This is a genomic window from Pseudomonas ceruminis, assembly GCF_021602025.1.
Lineage (GTDB): Bacteria > Pseudomonadota > Gammaproteobacteria > Pseudomonadales > Pseudomonadaceae > Aquipseudomonas > Aquipseudomonas ceruminis.
This window is the reverse complement of record NZ_BQHW01000002.1, coordinates 249,562-269,983: the sequence shown is the minus strand read 5'-3', so window position 1 is coordinate 269,983 and position 20,422 is coordinate 249,562. Positions and strand designations below refer to the sequence as shown.

20 protein-coding genes are annotated in these 20,422 nt (G+C 64.1%); 8 read left to right on the top strand and 12 right to left on the bottom strand.

Features of this window, described 5'->3' with window-relative positions:
* The first annotated feature begins 123 nt into the window (after positions 1 to 123).
* The 3 genes from L6D80_RS03590 to L6D80_RS03580 all read left to right on the top strand — a co-directional run bounded on the left by L6D80_RS03590 (position 124) and on the right by L6D80_RS03580 (position 3,422).
* Positions 124 to 1,050: an alpha/beta fold hydrolase gene (locus L6D80_RS03590; protein ID WP_176514170.1), complete on the top strand. Its 927-nt coding sequence runs from the start codon at positions 124 to 126 to the stop codon at positions 1,048 to 1,050.
* 76 nt (positions 1,051 to 1,126) lie between these two features.
* Positions 1,127 to 1,552 (top strand): VOC family protein, encoded by a 426-nt coding sequence (locus L6D80_RS03585; RefSeq protein WP_054899671.1) that lies wholly within the window; start codon positions 1,127 to 1,129, stop codon positions 1,550 to 1,552.
* Between the two features lie 196 nt (positions 1,553 to 1,748).
* Positions 1,749 to 3,422 carry an MFS transporter gene (locus tag L6D80_RS03580; RefSeq protein ID WP_176514168.1) on the top strand — a complete coding sequence of 558 codons (1,674 nt, stop codon included), beginning with the start codon at positions 1,749 to 1,751 and terminating at the stop codon, positions 3,420 to 3,422.
* A 47-nt stretch (positions 3,423 to 3,469) separates the two neighbouring features.
* Here L6D80_RS03580 and L6D80_RS03575 read toward each other — a convergent pair whose 3' ends face one another.
* Entirely contained in the window at positions 3,470 to 4,039 is a 570-nt protein-coding gene (locus L6D80_RS03575; protein ID WP_054899669.1) for a hypothetical protein, read from the bottom strand.
* 76 nt (positions 4,040 to 4,115) lie between these two features.
* Complete coding sequence (locus L6D80_RS03570; protein ID WP_054899668.1) at positions 4,116 to 4,502, bottom strand: VOC family protein; 387 nt, start codon at positions 4,500 to 4,502, stop codon at positions 4,116 to 4,118.
* A gap of 254 nt (positions 4,503 to 4,756) precedes the next feature.
* On the opposite strand from L6D80_RS03570, the gene L6D80_RS03565 reads away from it, so the two are divergent.
* Positions 4,757 to 5,662 (top strand): LysR family transcriptional regulator, encoded by a 906-nt coding sequence (locus L6D80_RS03565; protein WP_054899844.1) that lies wholly within the window; start codon positions 4,757 to 4,759, stop codon positions 5,660 to 5,662.
* Positions 5,663 to 5,705: 43 nt separating this feature from the next.
* On the opposite strand, the gene L6D80_RS03560 is transcribed toward L6D80_RS03565, so the two are convergent.
* The gene (locus L6D80_RS03560) at positions 5,706 to 6,122 is read right to left on the bottom strand and encodes a RidA family protein (protein WP_054899667.1); all 417 of its coding nucleotides are present in this window, start codon (positions 6,120 to 6,122) and stop codon (positions 5,706 to 5,708) included.
* On the bottom strand, positions 6,122 to 7,441 hold the full coding sequence (locus L6D80_RS03555; RefSeq protein ID WP_176514167.1) for a flavin-containing monooxygenase: 1,320 nt from the start codon (positions 7,439 to 7,441) through the stop codon (positions 6,122 to 6,124). Before L6D80_RS03555 ends, L6D80_RS03560 begins: the two co-directional genes overlap by 1 nt.
* A gap of 304 nt (positions 7,442 to 7,745) precedes the next feature.
* On the opposite strand from L6D80_RS03555, the gene L6D80_RS03550 reads away from it, so the two are divergent.
* Together L6D80_RS03550 and argE are read left to right on the top strand one after the other, a co-directional pair.
* Entirely contained in the window at positions 7,746 to 8,423 is a 678-nt protein-coding gene (locus L6D80_RS03550) for a DUF1028 domain-containing protein (RefSeq protein WP_054899665.1), read from the top strand.
* Positions 8,416 to 9,576 (top strand): acetylornithine deacetylase, encoded by a 1,161-nt coding sequence (gene argE / locus L6D80_RS03545; protein ID WP_176514165.1) that lies wholly within the window; start codon positions 8,416 to 8,418, stop codon positions 9,574 to 9,576. Before L6D80_RS03550 ends, argE begins: the two co-directional genes overlap by 8 nt.
* A 63-nt stretch (positions 9,577 to 9,639) precedes the next feature.
* Here the strand turns inward: argE and L6D80_RS03540 are convergent, their stop codons facing one another.
* The 3 genes from L6D80_RS03540 to L6D80_RS03530 form a co-directional block, all read right to left on the bottom strand.
* Entirely contained in the window at positions 9,640 to 10,899 is a 1,260-nt protein-coding gene (locus tag L6D80_RS03540; protein WP_176514163.1) for a carbohydrate porin, read from the bottom strand.
* A 139-nt stretch (positions 10,900 to 11,038) separates the two neighbouring features.
* Positions 11,039 to 13,456 (bottom strand): glucose/quinate/shikimate family membrane-bound PQQ-dependent dehydrogenase, encoded by a 2,418-nt coding sequence (locus L6D80_RS03535; RefSeq protein ID WP_176514161.1) that lies wholly within the window; start codon positions 13,454 to 13,456, stop codon positions 11,039 to 11,041.
* Between the two features lie 251 nt (positions 13,457 to 13,707).
* The gene (locus L6D80_RS03530) at positions 13,708 to 14,319 is read right to left on the bottom strand and encodes a LysE family translocator (protein WP_176514159.1); all 612 of its coding nucleotides are present in this window, start codon (positions 14,317 to 14,319) and stop codon (positions 13,708 to 13,710) included.
* Positions 14,320 to 14,417: 98 nt separating this feature from the next.
* Between L6D80_RS03530 and L6D80_RS03525 the strand changes: the two genes are divergently transcribed.
* On the top strand, positions 14,418 to 15,389 hold the full coding sequence (locus L6D80_RS03525) for a GlxA family transcriptional regulator (protein WP_054899843.1): 972 nt from the start codon (positions 14,418 to 14,420) through the stop codon (positions 15,387 to 15,389).
* 40 nt (positions 15,390 to 15,429) lie between these two features.
* Here the strand turns inward: L6D80_RS03525 and L6D80_RS03520 are convergent, their stop codons facing one another.
* The 4 genes from L6D80_RS03520 to L6D80_RS03505 all read right to left on the bottom strand — a co-directional run bounded on the left by L6D80_RS03520 (position 15,430) and on the right by L6D80_RS03505 (position 19,066).
* A complete protein-coding gene (locus L6D80_RS03520; RefSeq protein WP_176514157.1) occupies positions 15,430 to 16,281 on the bottom strand; it encodes a CAP domain-containing protein in 852 nt (283 codons plus the stop codon).
* 223 nt (positions 16,282 to 16,504) lie between these two features.
* Positions 16,505 to 17,116, bottom strand: coding sequence for a cell wall hydrolase (locus L6D80_RS03515; protein ID WP_054899659.1), 612 nt, complete (start codon positions 17,114 to 17,116; stop codon positions 16,505 to 16,507).
* A 48-nt stretch (positions 17,117 to 17,164) separates the two neighbouring features.
* Positions 17,165 to 18,082, bottom strand: coding sequence for an AEC family transporter (locus L6D80_RS03510; RefSeq protein WP_054899658.1), 918 nt, complete (start codon positions 18,080 to 18,082; stop codon positions 17,165 to 17,167).
* A 120-nt stretch (positions 18,083 to 18,202) separates the two neighbouring features.
* On the bottom strand, positions 18,203 to 19,066 hold the full coding sequence (locus L6D80_RS03505; RefSeq protein ID WP_054899657.1) for a LysR family transcriptional regulator: 864 nt from the start codon (positions 19,064 to 19,066) through the stop codon (positions 18,203 to 18,205).
* 120 nt (positions 19,067 to 19,186) lie between these two features.
* Between L6D80_RS03505 and sodC the strand changes: the two genes are divergently transcribed.
* A complete protein-coding gene (sodC, locus tag L6D80_RS03500) occupies positions 19,187 to 19,702 on the top strand; it encodes a superoxide dismutase family protein (protein WP_054899656.1) in 516 nt (171 codons plus the stop codon).
* Positions 19,703 to 19,743: 41 nt separating this feature from the next.
* Here sodC and L6D80_RS03495 read toward each other — a convergent pair whose 3' ends face one another.
* Positions 19,744 to 20,343 carry an START domain-containing protein gene (locus tag L6D80_RS03495; protein ID WP_176514155.1) on the bottom strand — a complete coding sequence of 200 codons (600 nt, stop codon included), beginning with the start codon at positions 20,341 to 20,343 and terminating at the stop codon, positions 19,744 to 19,746.
* Between the last annotated feature and the right edge of the window lie 79 nt (positions 20,344 to 20,422).

The following is a 20,422-nucleotide window of genomic DNA, read 5'->3' as shown; positions in this document are numbered from 1 at the left end:
AGAAGGCCGTTGCCCGGGTCGGTCTCGTGCATGCGTGGGTCGGTGCGAGGCCAGCAGGGCACGGCCTGCTGGGCGATGGTGTACTGCAGGCATGGCGCCAGGCTTCAGCCAGGGAGAACTTCGATGCGCTCGCAGTGCAGTCCCAAGGATCATCTGCTTGACCTAGACGGTGTTGAAATAGCGATACGTACCTGGGGGCCGGAAGACGGCATCCCGGTGTTGGCGTTGCACGGTTGGCTCGACAATGCAGCGTCGTTCGACCGCTTGGGGCCGCTGCTCGACGGCTGCTTCGTGGTCGCCCCGGACCTGGTAGGCCACGGGCGCTCCGAGCACCGTCGCCAGGACAGCGGCTACTACCTCTGGGAGCATGCCGAAGACATGCTCGCGGTAGCCGAAAGCCTGGGGCTGGCGCGGTTTCACGTGCTGGCCCATGGCATGGGCAGCGGCATTGCCTCGCTGCTGGCTGCCATGACCAGTGGTATCGCCAGCATGATTTTTCTCGACGGCATGGGGGCACCGTTCACCGTGGCCGAAGATGACCGGGTGCAGCACCTGGCCCGCGCCTATCGGCTCAAGCGCATGGTCCGGCGCAGCCAACTGCAAGGGTTTGCCGAGCCCGAAAGCAGCCGCTTCGACAACCTCGAAACCGCGCTGGAACAGCGCCGCAAGCGCCTGGATGGCGAGCTTTCGGGTGCCGCTGCGCGGCTGTTGGCCCTGCGCGACCTGCTGCCCCTGGAGGAAGGCTACTGCTGGCGGCATGACCCGCGCCTGGTATTGCCCGAGCCCATGCCCTTGACCGAACGCGAGGCATGCGAGCTGCTGAGCGAAATCCACTGCCCGCTGTACCTGATGTTCGGCAGGCAGGGGGCCTATGCAGCCGGGGGCTTCGGGCTGCGCGAGGCGGCTTTGCCCAGCCACGCGCGGGTGTCCTGGCACCCCGGGGGGCATCACTTTCACCTGGAGGCACCGGACCGGGCACTGGTCGATCAAGTGCTGCGCATTCTCGCCCGCCACGAGAACGGCCTGCAGCTGCGTTCGGTAAACGAATAGCGGGGGTGGTCAGCCTGTCGGCGGGTGGGCTATGGTGGTGAACGCCCTCAGGGTAACGGCCTCAAGGAGCACAGGCATGCGACCGTTCGCCATCAAGCACATCGACCACCTGGTCCTGCGGGTCAGCGACCTGCAGCGCAGCGTGGCGTTCTACCGCGACCTGTTGGGCTGCACGGTCAGTAGAACGCGCGAGGACCTGGGCATGGTCCATCTGGCGACGGGCACGGCAATGATCGACCTGGTGACCCTTGAGGGGCCACTGGGGCGCCCGGGTGGCGCTGCGCCTGGGGCTGAAGGGCGTAACCTGCATCACTTCTGCCTGCGCATCGAGCCCTTCGATGAGCAGGTGCTGACGGCCTACCTGCAAGGGGCAGGCGTGAGCGTGGAGCCTGCCGAAAAACGGTATGGCGCCGAGGGCGAGGGGCTTTCGCTGTATTGCTACGACCCTGATGGCAACCAGGTCGAACTCAAGGGACCGGTGGCTGCTGCGCCGGTGCCGTGAGGGTTTTTGCGGGGCACCGTGCTGGCAGGTGGATATCTGCGCAAAGCCGATTATGCTTCAAATACCTTGCTGCGATCCGAGGCGGCCCGTCTCGTCGTGCTTCGCGCAACCAATGCAAGCCCTAGGGCCTGGGGTGCGACGGTGAAGTGGGTGTGAGGTACTCCGGCCTGCGAAAACGACAAGACGGAGGCAACCCATGGCGGTTCTCGACAGCGCATCCACGGGCAGTAGCGCGCCCCAACGGGGTATCACCAAGGAGGAGCGCAAGGTCATCTTTGCTTCCTCCCTGGGCACCGTGTTCGAATGGTATGACTTTTACCTCTACGGGTCGCTGGCGGCGATCATCGCCAAGCATTTCTTTGCCGGCGTCAATGACACCACCGCGTTCATCTTTGCCCTGCTGGCCTTTGCGGCGGGCTTTGCCGTAAGGCCATTCGGTGCCATCGTGTTCGGCCGCCTGGGCGACATGATCGGGCGTAAGCACACCTTCCTGATCACGATCGTCATCATGGGCCTGTCCACGGCGCTGGTGGGGCTGCTGCCCAGCTACACAACGATTGGCGTGGCGGCGCCGGTCATTCTCATCACCCTGCGCCTGCTGCAGGGGCTGGCCCTGGGTGGTGAATACGGCGGCGCGGCGACCTACGTGGCCGAGCACGCGCCGAAAGGGCGGCGAGGCTTTTTCACCGCCTGGATCCAGACCACCGCGACACTGGGGCTGTTCCTGTCGCTGCTGGTGATCCTGGCCTGCCGGACGGCAATGGGTACCGAGGCGTTCGAGGCCTGGGGCTGGCGTCTTCCATTCCTGCTGTCGATCCTGTTGCTGGCAATCTCGGTGTACATCCGCATGCAACTCAACGAATCGCCGGTATTCATGAAGATGAAGGCGGAGGGCAAGTCTTCCAAAGCGCCATTGACCGAGTCGTTCGCCCGCTGGGAAAACCTCAAGGTGGTGATCATGTCGTTGCTTGGCGGCACCGCCGGCCAGGCGGTGGTGTGGTACACCGGGCAGTTCTATGCGCTGTTCTTCCTGTTGCAGACACTGAAGATCGACCCGCAGACGGCCAACCTGCTGATTGCCGGCTCGCTGCTGATCGGCACGCCGTTCTTCATCATCTTCGGCAGCCTGTCCGACCGCATCGGGCGCAAGAAGATCATCATGGCCGGCTGCATCATTGCCGCGCTGACCTACTTCCCGATCTTCAAGGCGCTGACCGAGTACGGCAACCCTGACGTGTTCGTCGCCCAGGAGCAGAACCCGGTCGTGGTGGTGGCCGACCCTGGCCAGTGCGCCTTCCAGTTCGACCCGGTGGGCAAGGCCAAATTCACCAGTTCCTGTGATATCGCCAAGAGCCTGCTGGCCAAGCGGGCGATCCCGTACGAGAACGAAAAGGCCGCACCTGGCACGTTGACCCAGATCCGTATCGGCGAGCGGGTGCTGCCAAGCTTTGACGGCAGCAGCCTGCCGGCAGCGGATTTCAAGGTCCAGAACGATGCCTTTACCGCGACCTTAGGCGGCGCCTTGAAGGAGGCCGGCTACCCCGAGAAGGCCGACCCGGCGAAAATCCACTACCCGATGGTGCTGTTGCTACTGACCATCCTGGTGATCTACGTGACCATGGTCTACGGGCCGATCGCCGCCTGGCTGGTTGAGCTGTTCCCCGCCCGCATCCGCTACACCTCGATGTCGTTGCCGTATCACATCGGCAATGGGTGGTTCGGCGGCTTCCTGCCGACCGTGGCGTTTGCCATGGTGGCGGCGACCGGGGATATCTACTATGGGTTGTGGTACCCGATCGTGATTGCGCTGATGACGGCAGTGCTGGGCATCTGCTTCCTGCCCGAGACCAAGGACCGGGATATCACCTGAGCCCGAGGCCGGCAGTACCGGCATGAGCGCCGGTACTGCCAGGACGATCAGTCGAAGTACCCACGCAGGGTGAACGGGTAGCTGATATCCACTTCGCTGGCCTCACCTCGGCTCCAGCGCCTGGTCAGTACGAACTCGAACGCTGGCTCGTACAACCCGTCGCGCACCAATGCGCCGGCCAATACCTCGACGTCATACCAGCCGTTGTCCAGCTCGATGATGGGCCGCCCTGGCACCTGGTAGCGGGCCAGCAGGTCGCCCAGCGTCTTGTTGGTGAAGTGCTGCAGGATGCGCCAGGTATAGAGCATGACTGCACCATGCTCGACCTGCAGCACATAGCCGCTGCGCCGGTGCTTGAGGCGGCTGCCTGGCTCGAGCAAGGCCGGCGGATGGCCATCGAGGGTGAAGAGGATGTGATAGGGCAGGTTGTCGACCCCGGCCAAGGGAATGACGATGCCCTCACGCACTGCCTGGTCGCCGATGTCGGTGCGGGTAAATGCGCTAGCCAAGTCGTCAGGCAACTGGTGGTCATGCTTGAAGCGATCAAGCAACTGGATGTCGCCGACCAGGAAATAGTCGATCAGGTCGTTGAGCACTTCGCTGAATTCGTGGCGCATTGGTTTTCCTTGTTGTAGCGCACGGGGAACAGCAGCCAATGTAGCGAATGCATACCTGGCCTGCCACAGGTCTTGCTCAATGCTTCTGGGCGAGCTGGATCAGGTTGCCGCAGGTATCGTCGAACACCGCGATGGTGGCTGGCCCGATGTCGGTGGGCGGCTTGGTGAAGGTTACCCCGGCCTTGCACAGCCGCGTGTATTCAGCGTGAATGTCGCGCACGCCGAAAGACGTCACCGCAATGCCGTCCTGCTTAAGGGCTGCCTTGTAGGTCTTGGCCGCGGGGTGCGCATCGGGTTCCAGTATCAGTTGCACACCGTTGGGGTCGTTGGGCGAGGTGAGGGTGAGCCAGCGATGCTGGCCCAAGGGGATATCGTCCTTGGGCTCGAAGCCGAGCACGTAATGGTAGAAAGCCAGGGCCTTGGCCTGGTCGTCGACGAGGATGCTGGTGACAACGATCTTCATAGGCGCACACCGTTCCTGCGGGTCGTTAGTGTTCAGTAAAGACGCTCTGGCCCTGATTCACCAGCTGGCTACGCCTGTGGCCCAGGCATTGCGGGGGCGCGAGGGGTGAACTTCATCGGCGCCTGAGCGGGCCGCGCAAAAATATGCTCAAGCCTTAGGCAAATCCTTTATCACCCGGCAGCCTGCATGTGCGGCGCCAAGGTAAAGTGGCAGGATAATTCCAAAGGCGTCTGACTGGCGCCAGAGAGGTGCCTGTGGCTTCCTATACCTTGCGACAACTCAAGTACTTCGTCACCACCGTCGAGGCCGGCAGCGTTGCCGAGGCCTCGCGGCAGCTGTACATCGCCCAGCCGTCGATCTCCACGGCGATCAAGAGCCTGGAGGAAAGCTTCGGTGTGCAGCTGTTCATTCGCCACCATGCCCAGGGTGTGTCGCTGACCCCCAGCGGCAAGCGTTTCTACGCCAAGACCAAGTCGCTGTTGCAGATGGCCCACGAGTTCGAGCAGAACGCACTGGCCGACAACGACACCGTCGCCGGGCAGATCGACATCGGGTGCTTCGAGACAGTGGCACCGCTGTACCTGCCACGCCTGATCGCCGGTTTTCGCGAGCGCTACCCAGGGGTGGACATTCGCCTGCGCGACGGGGAACAGCAGGACCTGATCCAGGGCTTGACGGCCGGTACGTTCGACCTGGCGTTTCTGTACGACCACGACCTTGACGGTACCATCGAAGCCGAACCCTTGATGCCGCCGCAGAAGCCCTATGTATTGCTCCCGGAAAAGCATCGCTTCGCTGGCCAGGCGCAGGTGTCGCTGCGTGATCTGTGCCCGGAGCCGATGATCCTGCTGGACGTCGCGCCCAGCCGCACGTACTTCGTCAGCCTGTTCAACGAGATGGGGCTGACGCCGAACATTGTCTTCAGTTCGCCGTCGATCGAGATGGTGCGCGGGATGGTGGGCCAGGGCTTTGGCTTTTCGCTGCTGGTGACCCGGCCGCATTCGGAATGCACGTATGACGGGCAGCGGCTGGTGACGGTGGACATCGCCGAACCGGTGGCATTGTCGGGGCTGGCGGCGGCGCGGCTCAAGCGGGTGCAACTGACCAAGCCGGCGCAATTGTTCGTGGACTTTTGCCGGGAAGAGTTGGCCAGGCTATGAATCGATTGGGGCCGCACGTGCGGCCCCAGTTCGTATCACTGAATCACTGCTGATCCGGGACTACTGCAATCACGTCGATTTCCATCAGCCACTCGGGCTGAGCCAGGCCTGCCACCACCAGGCCGGTGGAGATCGGGTAGACACCCTTGAGCCACTTGCCCACTTCCTTGTACACCGGTTCACGGAAGCGAGGGTCAGTGATGTAGGTGGTGGTCTTGACGATGTGCGACAGGTCGGAGCCGGCCTCTTCAAGCAGTTGCTTGACGTTCTTCATCGCTTGCTCGGCCTGCGCCCTTGGATCGCCCAGGCCAACCAGGCGGCCCTCGAAGTCAGTCCCGACCTGGCCGCGCACGTAAATGGTGTTGCCGGCACGCACCGCCTGGCACAGGTCGTTGTCCAGGGTCTGGTTAGGGTAGGTTTCCTTGGTGTTGAACATGCGGATGCGGGTATGAGTAGGCATCAGTGGGCTCCGAGGGTGCTGACGTTGCTGATCGAGTGGGCTTGCTGCTCATCCGCTTCGCGCTGTTCGCGATCGCGGTAAGCCAGGTAGGTGCGCTGGGTGGCGATGTGGCCGGCGACGTGTTTGGCGTCGTGCCATACCCCCCAGATGAACGACGAACCACGGCGCGACAACCAGGGCAGGCCGAGGAAGTAAACGCCCGGTTCACGGGATACGCCGCGCTGGTGCTGGGGTTTGCCGTTGGCGTCGAAGGTGTCGACCTGCAGCCAGCTGAAGTCCACGCCGTAGCCAGTGGCCCAGATGATGCTGGTCACGCCTGCCTGGGCCAGGTCCAGTTCGTGCAGCGGGTTGCTGACACACGCCGGGTCCGGCAGGCGCTTGCGTGCCTCGGGCTCTTGCGGCAGGTCCAGGCCGTTGCGTTCGATGTAGGCATCGGCCGCATCGAGCAGTGCCAGGTAGTTTTCATCGCCACGCTGGATGTTTTCGGCCAGGTTGTCCTGAAAGCGTGCCACGCCGTTTTCGAATGACTGGGTCAGGCCGACCAGGGTCATGCCCTGGTGGGCGAGGGCGCGGAAGTCCACGGTGTGGCCACCACGGGCACCACTGACGGCGATGGTCACGTGTTCCCGCCCGGGCTTGGCAATTTCCGCGTCCCATTCGCCCAGCACGCCCAGCCACCAGCAGAAGTCACGGTTGCGATAGGCACGTGGCGGGCGGTCGTGGGCGCCGACTGAGAGGTAAACCTGACGGCCGGCGCGCATCAGTTCTTCGGCGATCTGCACGCCCGACGAGCCGGCACCGACCACCAGCACGGCGCCTTCGGGCAACTGCTCGGGGTTGTAGTAGGCCGCCGAGTGGATCTGGTGCAGGTGGGCGTCTTTGGGCGCGATGGCCGGGATCACCGGGCGCTGGAACGGGCCGGTGGCGGCGACCACACGGTTGGCGCGGATCACGCCTTCGTTGGTTTCGATGGTGAAGCCTGGGCGGTCGGCGTTGCGCACCACGCGCTTCACTTCGATGCCCGTGCGCACCGGCAGGTTGTACTTGCGTACGTACTGCTCGAAGTAGTCGGCAACCTGGTCCTTGCCGGCGAAGGCGTCGGCATCGAGGTTGAATTCCAGGCCTGGGAAGCGGTCATGCCAGACCGGGCCGTTGGCAACCAGCGAGTCCCAGCGGCCGGTGCGCCAGGCTTCAGCGATACGCTTGCGTTCCAGTACCAGGTGCGGTACCCCGAGCTTGCTCAGGTGTTCGCTCATGGCCACGCCGGCCTGGCCGGCGCCGACGACGAGGGTGTCGATTTCGATGTTGTTCAGTGTCATGTCCGAGCCCTTGTTCAGGCGGTTTTTGTCAGGTCGGTTTGGAGGACCGCCGTTACCTGGGGCCAGACTAGGGATGCACCGGAAATCGCGAAATTAGTATTTAACTAGTACTTGCCGATAAAACGGCGAAGGCCCTGTGATCAAAGGCTTGCGGCGTAATGTGGGGGGCGGTTCGGGAGGATTTTCAGGGGCGCGTCGCGGCCTTAGTTTTTTCCTGCTCAAGGCACAGGAAAAAGGTGGTTTCGCGCACTAAAGGGTTCTGTCCAGAATGCCAGCAACCGTACAGAACAACAGGAACCTCCCCATGACCTTCTCCATCATCGGTCGCTGCCAGGAAACCGGCCAGGTCGGTATCGCCATCAGCTCCTCGAGCATCGCTGTGGGCGCTCGCTGTCCGTGGGTACGTGCAGGCGTCGGCGCCGTGTCCACCCAGAACATCACCTTGCCCGCCCTCGGGCCACAGATCCTCGATGCCCTGGAGCAGGGCCAGATGCCACCTGCCGCGGCGCTGGACCGGGTGCTCAGTGCCAATGGCTGGAGCGAGTACCGCCAGGTCACGGTGATCGACAGCAACGGCCAGGTGGCGCTGTTTACCGGCAAGGAGGCACTGGGCGTGCATAACGCGGTGGCCGGCGAACAGTGCGCGGCAGCGGGCAACCTGCTGTCCTCGGTGCAGGTAATCGAGGCCATGGTGCACGCCTTCGAGCAGTCGGGCGGGCACCTGGCCGACCGCTTGCTGGCCGCCATGCACGCGGCGATGGCAGCAGGCGGTGAGGCGGGGCCGGTGCACTCGGCGGCGCTGAAGATCGCTGGCGAGCTGACCTGGCCACTGGTGGACCTGCGCGTGGACTGGGCCGACGAAGACCCGATCGGCGTACTCGATGGCTTGTGGCAGGCATATCGCCCGCAGATGCAGGATTACGTCACCCGCGCCCTGGACCCCACCACGGCGCCCAGCTATGGGGTGCCGGGGGATGAGTGAGTTCAGCAGCCGCGACGTGCTGGCGCAACTGATCGGTTTTGCCACGGTCAGCCGCGACTCCAACCTGCAACTGATCGGCTTCATTCGTGATTACCTGGCCGGGCTGGGCGTGGACTGCGAGCTGTTCCATAACCCAGAAGGCACCAAGGCGAATCTGTTCGCCACCATCGGGCCGTCAGGTATGGGCGGCGTGGTGCTCTCCGGGCACACCGACGTGGTGCCGGTGGACGGCCAGGCCTGGACGGTCCCACCCTTTGCCCTGAGTGAGCGTGACGGGCGTCTGTATGGCCGTGGCACGGCGGACATGAAGGGGTTCATCGCCTCCGTGCTGGCGGCCGTACCGGCGTTTCTAGCGCAGCCGTTGCGGATCCCGGTGCACTTGGCGTTTTCCTATGACGAAGAGGTCGGCTGCCTGGGCGTGCGCTCGATGCTGGCGGCGCTCGAGCAGCGCCCGCACAAGCCACGTTTGTGCCTGATTGGCGAGCCCACAGAGCTCAAGCCGGTACTGGGCCACAAGGGTAAGTTGGCGATGCGCTGCGAGGTGCACGGCGCGGCTTGCCACTCGGCGTATGCGCCGTATGGGGTCAATGCCATTGAGTATGCCGCCCGGCTGATCGGCAAGTTGGGCGAGATCGGTGATGCCCTGGCCTTGCCTGAACGCCATGACGAGCGCTTCGACCCGCCGTTCTCCACCGTGCAGACGGGGGTGATCAAGGGCGGCAGGGCGTTGAACATTGTGCCCGAGGAGTGTGCGTTCGACTTCGAGGTGCGGGCGTTACCAGGCTTCGAGGCGCAGTCGGTGGCCGATCAGTTGCAGGCCTATGCCGAAGCCGAGTTGCTGCCCCGCATGCGCAAGGTCAACGCCGCCAGTGCGATTCGCCTGCAGCCCCTGAGCGCCTACCCTGGGTTGGCCACGCCGGCCGACAGCGAGGCTGCACGCCTGGTGGCCTTGCTCAGTGGTTCGAATGCGTTCGGCACCGTAGCGTTTGGTACCGAAGGCGGGTTGTTCGATCAGGCGGGTATTCCCACCGTGGTCTGTGGGCCTGGGAGCATGGAGCAGGGCCATAAGCCGGATGAATTCGTCAGTGTCGAGCAGTTGCAGGGGTGTGACGCGATGCTATTGCGGCTGGTGGATTACCTGCGGGAAGGTTGATTGCGGTGGCTGCGTCGCGGGGCAAACCGCCCCCGCGAACGGGCCGCCAGGCGGCCCTCAAGCTTAGAAGGTCGCCTTGACCTGCAGCCCCACCACCAGCGCGTTGTCGATGGCCTTCCCGGAGAATGCGCCCGGCTCGATGATGTACTGCACATCTGGGCGCAGGTTCAGCCAGGGCGTGGCCTGGTAGCCATAGCTCAGCTCGATCAACTGCTCGGCGCTGTCGATATCCGGGAACGACTGCCCGGCATCGAAGGCTGCGTCTTCCAGCACGTCGCGGCTGCGCGGGTTCGGCACGGCGCGGCCATAGCCCAGCGCCACGGTATCGCGAGGGCGGCCTTCGAACGGTTTGTACAGCACCACGCCGGCACCGTACCACTTGGTGAAAGGCGAGGCTGCCTTGCTCGACGCTGAGTACTGACCGAACGCATGCAGGCTGCGCCCCGGCGAGCGTTCATCGGCCCATACCGCCTGGTCGATCAGCAGGTAATGGCCGCCACGGCCAGACACCTCCTTGTCGCTGCCGATGCGTTTCACGTCGGAGCTGTCGTAGTAGTAGCCCAGCTTGTATTCGCCCGGCAGTTCACCTTGCAGCTTGTACACCAGCTCCACGGGCACAACGGTCCCGGTGGTGTGCTTGGGCCCCAGGTGCCAGGCGCGGCTTGAATTGCCGTTGCTCGACGGGTCGACGTTGAACGCTGCCACGCGTAGCTGCCAGGACGGTGACAGGTCGTACTTCACGCGGGCACCCAGGTGAGCGTTGGGGTAATTGGTCCAGCCACTGCCCCCGGACATGTTCAGCGGGTGGCCACAGAAGCCGGCGTTCATGAAGTTGCACAGGATGCCGCTGTCCAGGCCGCCGAGGTCGTTGCCCATGGCCATGTAGCCGATCTTGACGTTGAGCGCTTTGGTAAACAGCGTGCGCTCGTAGCTCAGCTCGGTCAGGCGGGTGTACAGGCCGCCGTAGTTTTCCTGGATGGGCAGGCGGTTGCCCACCAGGTCTTCCGAGGCGCTGTTGCCGCGGCGGTCGTTGAGGGTGAGCTGGACTTTGCCACCGTTGTTTAGGCCGTACAGCTTCGACAGATCGAACTGCACACCCAGCTTGAGGTTCTGCGAGTAGCGGGCCGAGCGGTGCAGGCCACCGTGGGCGTTGTAGGCGGTTTCACCGCTGTAGTCGCCGGTGAACTTGATGCCGTCGTCTTCGAGCTGGTGGCGCAGGCCACCCCAGTCGCCGGTCAGGGTGCTGCGGGACATGAGGTCGCCATCGGCCAGGGCAGTGGTACTGGCCAGGACGAGGAGCAGGGCAGTGGGTGTGTAGCGCATTGCGAGGGCTTTCCTGGTAAATCTGGGTGTTTGGGGGCAGTGCAATCACCGGCCAGGCCCGCGCCCACAGCGGGTGCAGCCTGTCCAAGCGCTGCATGACCTGTGAGTGCGGGCCTGCCCGCGTAAAGAACGGCTCGGTTCAGGGCAGGGCGTAGGAAATCACGTAGTCGCCACGGTCTGTCGACTGGCGGGCGCCGCCCGCGGTGATTACCACGTACTGCTTGCCGGTCTTGGGTGAAACGTAGGTCATTGGGCCGCCCTGGCTACCCACGGGCAGGCGGGCCTTCCAGACCTCGTTACCGTTGCTGCTGTCGTAGGCGCGCAGATAGAAGTCCTGGGTGCCGGCGATGAAGACCAGGCCGCCCTGGGTCGACAAGGTACCGCCAAGGGTCGGCAGGCCGATCTTGATTGGCAGGTGCATGCGGATGCCAAGGGGGCCGGTGTCTTCGACGGTGCCGACCGGTACCTGCCAGGCCACCTGACGGGTCTTCATGTCGATGGCGGTCAGGGTGCCGAACGGTGGCGCCTGGCACGGGATGCCGGCGACCGACAGGAAGCGGTTCTTGTTCACCGCGTATGGCGTGCCCTTGAGCGGGACGGCGCCCATACCGGTGTTCAGCGCTTCACCACCGGAGGCTGCCTGGCCCTGATTCTGCGAAGGGATCATTTGAATCCACAGGCCCAGGCGCATGTCGTTGACGAAGATGAAACCGTGTACCGGGTCGGTAGACAGGCTGCCCCAGTTCATGCCGCCCAGCGAGCCCGGGAAGCTCAGCGACAGGTCGGTGCCCGGCGCGGTGTACAGGCCGTCGTAGCGCATCTTCTTGAAGTCGATACGGCACAGCAGCTGGTCGTATGGGGTTGCGCCCCACATGTCCGACTCGGTCAGGGTCTGCGCGCCAATCTGTGGCATACCGACCGATTTCGGTTGGGTTGGGGCATACGGCTCGTTGGGGATGTTGCTTGGCTTGACCGGTACTTCGTCGACCTGGGTCAGCGGTTTGCCGGTAGCACGGTCGAGGACGTAGATCTGCCCGGCCTTGGTGCCGATCACTACCGCAGGTACTGCCTTGCCGTCATCCTTGGTGAAGTCGATCAGGCTTGGTTGCATCGGCAGGTCGAAGTCCCAGAGGTCGTTGTGCACGGTCTGAAACACCCACTTCTCGTTACCGGTGGTGGCGTCCAGGGCCAGGACGGAAGCGCCGTAAGTGTGGTCGAGCGTGTTGCGTTCAACGCCATAGATGTCCGTGGACGACGAGCCCATCGGCAGGAATACGGTGTTCATCGCCGGGTCGTAGGACATGGGTGCCCAGCTGTTCGGGGTACTGCGCACATAGGTACTGCCGTCGGCTGGCGCATTTCGGTCTTGTGGGTTGCCTGGGTCGAAGGCCCAGCGCATGGCCCCGGTGATCACGTCGAAACCACGGATCACACCCCCTGGCATGTCGGTCTGGACGTTGTCGGCGACACGGCCGCCGACCACCACGGTGGTACCGGCCATCAGCGGCGCGGAGGACAACTGGTAGTAGGAGTCCGGTACATCACCCAGGCCGGCCATGAGGTCGACCTGGCCATTGTTGCCGAAGCCCTGGCAAAACTCGCCCGTGTCGGCATCAACTGCGATCAGGCGGCCATCGATGGTGTTGGTCAGCAGGCGACGCTGGCAATTGGCGCCGGCCGGTACGCTGCCGACGGTGATCGGGGAGCTGTTGGGCTGGGTGGGCTGGGCGATCGGCGCGGTTGCGTCGAAGTAAGCCATGCCACGGCAACGCTGCCAGACTTTGGACTGGGCGTTGATCGGGTTTTTCCACAGTTCCTTGCCGGTGTCGGCATCGAGGGCGATCAGGTTGTTATGCGGGGTGCAGATGAACACCTTGTTGCCGACCTGCAGGGGTGTCAGCTGGTCTTCGGCGCCATTGCCATCGCTGAGCGCCACGTCACCGGTGTGGTAGGTCCAGGCGACCTTGAGCTTGTCGACGTTGGTGCGGTTGATCTGGTCCAGGGCCGCAAAGCGGCTGCCACCTTCAGTGTTGCCGTAGTGAGCCCAGTCCTTCTGCTCCTTGCCGGGTTCCACCGGGGTCATGCCTGGGCCTTTACCGGTCGGCGCGACACTGGGGTGGGCGACGAACATGTTGCCGGCGGCGATGGCCAGTACCACGGCCAGTACGCCGGCGATGCCATAGGCGCCGCGGCCTGTGCTGGCGCCATTGGCACGCGTCAGCAGCGGGTACACCAGCGCTACCACCATGCCGATTGCACCGAACATGAACAAGCGCGAGAACAGCGGCCAGAACACCAGCCCCGCATCGATCAGTGCCCAGATGGCGGTGCCGACCAGGAAGGCTGCATACAACCACGCGCCGGCCCGCTTGCGACGAGCAATCAAGACGCCGGCGATGGCCATGGCCAGTCCGCCGATCAGGAAGTACCAGGAACCGCCCAGGCCAGCCAGCTTGACGCCGCCAGCAGCCAGGAGGAGGCCGAGCAGGGCGACGATCACGCCCAAGCCGACCAGGATGAAGTGTGTGGCACGCGAGGTGCGTGGTATTTCGTTCATGCCAGGGATCTCAGCAGGTGGAATGCGTGCAGTTTAAGCCCTTAGCAAGCTAATTAACAAGTTAGTACATAATTTCGTGGGGCCGATTGTCGCAGGGTTGAACTTGCCATAATGTCGCTAAAAGCCTAGAACATGCAGGCAAAGGCGCGGGTATTAAAAGCATTTGTCCGGTTGGCACCTAGCGCGTTAGACATTTGTCTTATAGCTGCCGTGAGCTGCTGTCCCCTGGGTTCGCTGCGTGGCTGAGCGCGCTAGCGCCCCAGCGGCAACGCTACGCCAATAACAGCGAACAGGCTCCCGCAGCACCGGTTGAAACCTTTGCCGCCCTTGGCGAGCCACGGCCGTATACGAAATGCCAGGCGCGCCAGCAGGTATTCCACCACGAACTCGACACTGGCAAAGGTGGCCGCCATGATCACGAACTGGATGAACAGCCCGCGCTGCGGATCGATGAATTGCGGCAGGAATGCGCCATAGAACAGCAGCACCTTGGGGTTGGCCATGGCCGACAGCAGGCCCTGGCGAAACAGGCCGGCATTGCTCAGGCGCGCAGCCCCTGCGGGGACGTCCAGGTGCAGCGCCGGGCTGCGCCACAGCTGCACCCCCAGCCAGACCAGGTAAGCCCCGCCTACCCATTTGAGTATGCTGAGCAGCGATGCCGAGGCCTGTAGCAAGGCCGTGAGGCCAAACATGGCCAGCGCGATCAGTGCGCTGAAGCCGAATACTCCGCCGACGATCGTGAACAGCGTGCGGCGTGCGCCATACACTGCGCCATGGGTCAGGGCCAGCAGGCTGTTCGGGCCTGGCGTGAGGGACAGGCCAATGCTCGCCAGCAGATAGATGAGCCAGGTATTCAGCGCCATGGTGCAAACCTTGGTTTTTCGAAGTGGCCAGTCTAAGGGACAGCAGCCATAGTGCAGGGTATGTTATGGACATCCAATGGTGCTTTTTGGACATTTCCATGCCTCCCGATATCCGCCTGCTGATCATGCCTTTGCCCGATTTTGCTTTACTGCCCTTTGGCGCTTTCCTCGACAAGCTGCGTTTCAGTGCTGACGACGAAGACTACAGCCGCCAGCGCTACTGCAGTTGGACCCTGGGCGGCCTGGCCGGCGAGCCCGTTGTGTCCAGCAGCGGTGCCGTGATACAGGTCCAGGCCATCGGCGAACCGTCATTGGCCGATTACGACTACCTGGTGTTGTTCGGCGGCCGTAATGCCGAAGCCACCGCAGCCTTGGCGCCCCGTTACCAGCGGCTGCTCAGGCGCGCGGCCAGGGCAGGGGTGAAACTGGTGGGCATCGACAACGCCGCCTTTCTGCTGGCGGCGTGCGGTCTGCTCGACGGCCACCCGGTGGTGGTGCACTGGCGTCACGAGGCCGAGTTTCGCGCGTCCTTTCCACACCTGCAGGTGCTCCGCGAGCAGTTGTATTGCATCGATGGTGCCCGTATCACCTGCGCCGGCGGCACGGCTGCCATCGACCTTGCGGTAGAGCTGCTGTCACACGCTTGCGGGCGGGCCCGCGCGCTCAAGGGCCTGGCCGACATGCTGGTGGACGAGTCGCGCGACAGCCGGCATGCCTTGCGTTCGCTGGAGGCCGGGCCAGGGCAGGGGCGCCAGGTGCAGCGTGCCTTGGCGCTGATGCGTCACCATTTGGGCACAGCGCTCACCCTCGAGCAGTTGGCAGCACAACTGGGCATCAGCCGGCGTCAACTGGACCGCCAGTTCCAGGGCAGCCATGGCATGAGCGCCAAAGCCTGGTGGTTGGAAATGCGCCTGCAGCAGGCGCGCTGGCGCTTGCGCAACTCCAGCCACAGCCTGGCGCAGATTGCCGACGAGGTGGGCTTGGTGGACGCGAGTCATCTGGGTAAGTGCGTGCGCCGGCGTTATGGGTGCACGGCGCTGCAGTTGCGGGCGGGTTTCAGCGACAGCTGACCCTGGCTGCCAGGAGGCGACCCCACTTCAAGGGACCTGTTTACTGTGGCGTCCCGAACAACCCCGTCCAGTAGATACCTGCATCGCTCTTGGGGTCCACGGCATAGGCCGCGCCCATCTCACGAAATTCCGGGTTCATCAGCGTGGCGCAATGCCCTGGGCTGGCCAGCCAGCCGTCCACCACCTTCTGTGCCGTGTCGCGCCCGGCTGCAATGTTTTCGCCAATCTGCTGGTACAGGTAGCCGGCCAGCTCGGCCCGGTCCCCCGGGGTACGTCCGTCGCGGTCGATATGGTCAAAGAAGTTCTGGTTGGCCATGGCCCGCGTATGGTTGGCCGCCACGCCCGCCAGGGCAGTGCTCCAGCTCAGTGCAGGGGCCGCAGCGAAGGGCTGGCCGCCGCATTGGCGCGGCGCCTTGCGCGCGGTGTTGATTGCCTGCAGGACTTTTTGCCCCTCGGCCTGCCAATCGCCCAAGCGCCCACTGAGCAACGGCCGGGCAAGCACGATACGCCAGTCGCGGCCCTCCTGGCTGACACCGATGTCGACGAATTGCGGGTCGAGCACCACCTGGCAGAAGCTCTCTTCTATGGCATGCATGGCGGCGCTGGCATCGCGCGGGCCCGACAGGCTGATGGCCTGGACATTGACCATGGGGTAGGCGGCGCGGGTCATGGCTTGCTGCAGGTCGCGGGTACCTTCCGGCGACAGCGCCAGTCGGGTGTCGCTGTTGAGCGGTGGCAGTTCCAGCGATGCCTCGCCGCCGCAGGGCTGGGCCTTGCTGCGGTAGGCATTGATCGACTCGATCAGCTGCGCCTCTTCGCCGGTGGCAGCCAGGCTCCCGGTCGAGATGACCAGGCCCAGCGACAAGGCGGCAACGGATGACAGGACGCGCATGTGGATCTCCCTGTGACTGGCAGCGTCTTGGTATGCGCTGCTCATCCTACACAAGCCCAAGGCTTTTGGCCCGGTATCGTGCAAAGCAAAATAAACGCCGGCAATGGGTTGCAAGCGGCAAAAGAGGGAGTAGACCACGGGTCAACGGGAAAGTGCGATGGCGTGCCCGGGACAGCCAGCCAGCGGCGGCTCGGCCGCAGCCCGTCGCGGACCGCACAAGGCTTCAGCGGGCCAGGGCCGGGTTTGGCTTGTAGAACAGAAAGTGCCGGGTCTCGGCCGTCTTGCGGTAGGCCTTGGCCCACTGTGGGTGAACGTTGCGGTCATGGAAGTAGAGCGCACCGCCGGTGGTGTCCTTGAGCTGCTGGTTGAGTGCCCGGCGCGCGATCTCCTTGGCGATATCGTAACGCTGCGCTTCCTCGACCTGGTCCGGACGCCCGTCACACCACCAGGAAAACTGGCAGGATTTGCTTTCCACACCCTGCTTCACCACCCCGCAGATGGTATCGGGGAAACCGTCGTGGCCCAGCCGGTTGATCACCACACTGGCCACCGCGCTCATGTCCTTGTCATCGGCGCCCTTGGCCTCCCAATAGATGGTGCGAGCCAGGCAGGTGATACTGTCGTCCATCGGAGCCTGGCCGGCCGGATCCACAGCCTTCACCTCGCCGGGGGTCAATGTTTCGGTTTTCTTGGGCGGTGGCGCGTCATCGACCACCTTTTCCTCCAGCGCTTGCGCCTTGTCTTCGGCAACTGCGGCCTTGGCGCTGTCGGCAGCATTCAAAGGGCCTGCAAGCAGGGCCGAGGTCAGGCCGATCACCATCCACGTCAGGCGCATGGTCAGGGTTCCGAAGGGTGGGCTGCTTCACAGTCTAGCCAAGCGCCATCAATTCAGCGAAAGCATTAACACCAAGGGTAAGGTGACCGCTGCGGCCACTGTCTGCAGGGCGATGATGGTGGCCATCAGCGGTGCGTTGCCGCCCATCTGCCGAGCCATGACGTAGGATGAAGACGCCGTCGGCAACGCCTGGAACAGCACGGCCACCACCGCAGCCTGGCCCCCCAGGCCGAGCAGGCGGCACAGGCCCCAGGTGGTCAGGGGCATGACCACGAACTTGAACGCAGAAGCCGCCAGCAGCGGCTTGACCTGTTGGCCGAGGCGGGCGCCACCCAGGGCCGCGCCTACGCACAGCAGGCCCAGGGGTAGCGCGGCCTGGCCCAGCGCTTTCACCGTCGGTTCCAGGCCAGCGGGCAGGCCCAGCCCGGTCAGCCGCAGCAGCAGCCCGCCTGCGCAACCGACGATCAACGGGTTGGCGAAAATGGCCCGTAACACGGTGGCTGGGGAGCTGTGACGCGCACTGAAGCGGGCGAACACCAGCACGCAGAGCAGGTTCACCAGCGGCACGATGGCAGCGTTGGCCACCGCCGCCAGGGCGATGCCGGCACTGCCGTAGATACCTGCCGCCAGGGTGGCGCCGATGTAGTTGTTGAACCGCACCCCGCCCTGGAAGACAGAGGTGAAGTCGGCACCATCATGGTTCACGGCCCCTTGGTAGAGCACCAGCAGCAGGGCGCCAAGCACCGTCGAGAGCATCAACACGCCGACCATGCCCAGCACCGGTACGCCGTCGAGGTTGGCGGTGGCCAGCCCGTGAAGGAATAGCGAAGGCAGCAGCACGTAGTAGCTCAGGCGTTCGGCGCCTGGCCAGAAACTGTCAGCGAGAAAGCCGCGCACGCGCAGCAAGGTGCCCAGGGCGATCAGCAGGATGATGGGCACCAGGGTCGTCAGCAGGAGGTGGAGCATGGGGGCGGTCCGTCGGCGGGTACGGGCACAGGTTAGCGTGGCGGACTGATGGCTAAAAACGTTGTTTTCTTCAGTGACTGTTGAGAAAAAATGCACGCTCATCTCGCCCTACGCGGGGCGTCACGCCTCCATCGCCGTTTTCAGTACCGCACTCAAATGCCGGCGCTGGCTTTTTTCATGCTCCAGCAGCACCACCCGGCGTTTGAGCTGTGGTTCACCGAACGGCAAGCACGTGGCCGCTGGCAGCCGCTGCAGGTCTTCGTCGGACATCGGGATGATCGCCACCCCCAGGCCCATGACCGCCATGCGTGCCAGGGCTTCCTGGCTGTCCAGTTCCATCTGCTCGCTCACTTGCAAATGCTGGCGACGCAGCTCCTGTTCGATTTGCCGCCCCGCCCATGCTCGTTTGTCAAAGCGCAGGAACGGTTGGCTGGCCAGCAGCTGTGGCAGGCTCTGGCCCGCTAGCTCGGGGCTGGCGATGGCCCAGAAGCGGTCCTCGAACAGGGGGGTGTAGTCCAGGCTCTGCGGATAAGGGCTCACCGGTTCGGTGGTGATCGCCGCATCCAGGTCGCCGTCTTCGATGCGCCGCGCCAACTCTGCTGACATGCCCGAAGCCACGCTGATGTGCAACTCAGGATGGTGGGCCTTGATCCACACCAGGGCCCTGGGCAGGCGGCGGGCCAGTACCGTATGGATGGCCCCCAGGCGCAAGCGGCCGCGCAGCCTTGGGCCGCTGGCCAGCGCATCGGCCAGTTCGTCGTAGGCGGCCAGGATGGTTTCGGCGCGTGCCACCGCCAGTTGGCCGGCTTCGGTCAGCACCACCTGGCGGCGGCTGCGGTCGAACAACGCTACCTGTAGCTCGTCCTCCAGCGTCTTTATGTGCAGGCTTACCGCGGAGGGGGTGAGGCTGAGCAGGTCGGCGGCACGGGCGAAGGTGCCGTGGCGGGCGATGGTCACGAGGGTGCGCAGGGCTTTGAGGGACACGCGAACGGGCTCCAGAGGCAAGTGTTTCATTCTGTGGCCGGATGGAATGCCTGGCAACCTGTGCAGTCCCACCTGTTAGCGGGTACGACACTCACTCAACCCAAGCCATGGAGTCACACTATGAAAGCAGTGGTTTTCAGCGCATTGCTGGCCTCAGCGGGCCTTGCACAAGCCGCGCAGACGGTAGAGCTCAAGCTGGCCGGGCCGGACGGCCCCGGCAAGTCGATCGGTACCATCAGCATCGAGCAGAACACCTACGGCACGCTGCTCACCCCGGACCTTAAGGACCTGCCGCCCGGCGTGCATGGCTTCCACCTGCACCAGAACCCATCCTGCGGGCCAGCCGAGGAAAACGGTAAGCCGGTACCGGCAGGTGCCGCCGGTGGCCACTGGGACCCTGGCTCGAGCAACGCGCACAAAGGCCCCTATGACGACAGCGGCCATCGGGGTGACCTGCCGGCGCTGTATGTCGGCGCTGACGGCAAGGCCACCTATCCGGTGCTGGCGCCGCGGTTGAAGGCTGCGGACTTCACCGGGCATGCGCTGATGGTGCATGCCGGTGGTGACAACCACAGCGACCACCCTGAGAAGCTCGGTGGCGGTGGCGCACGTGTGGCCTGCGGGGTGGTGCAGTAGCCCAGCGCCGTGGTGAGCACATGCTCAGCCAAGCTGTAGCGTCACGGCTGTCGCTCTGCTACGGCCCTCAGCGTTCGCAGCGTCACCAGCGGGGCATCCACCACAAAGCGGTTGGCCAACCACCCCGGCACATCGCCGGCCGGGTCGGCCTCCAGTTGGTAGGTCACTTCGGTCATACGAGCACCCAGTGGTTTCATGATCCATTCGCCACTGAGGTGCTGCACGCGGATCAACCCTGGCGTTTCGGGCAGTTTTTTTGGTTCAGCGCTCAGGTGCCGTACCAGGGTGCCATCGTCCAACCGTTCGGTAGTGACCTTGAGGATGATGTCCCGCGGCAGGGTTGGCCACGGCAGATTAGTGGTCAAGTACACCCAGGTGCTGTCACCGTCGACCTCCAGCAGGCGCATCTGGTCGCAGGCATACAGCCATTTACAGGCCACGCGCAGATTCTCCTGCATATCGATGAGGGTGTTCACACTGGCCTTGATGGTGCTGACCCCCCGGAACTGTTGATAAGGAGAGTCGGCGACCCCGCGCAGGTACACCCGGATGCCTTCACGGTCGTAGGCCAGGTTCCAGTCATCGGCGGCCTGTGCGCAGGTGCACAGCAGCAGGGCGGCAAGCAGGAGGCTACGGTTCATGGCGCGCACTGCGTGGTGGGTAGGGCCTTGAGTATGTGCGGCAAACACAAAGCCCGCCAGTTGGCGGGCTTTGGTGCAT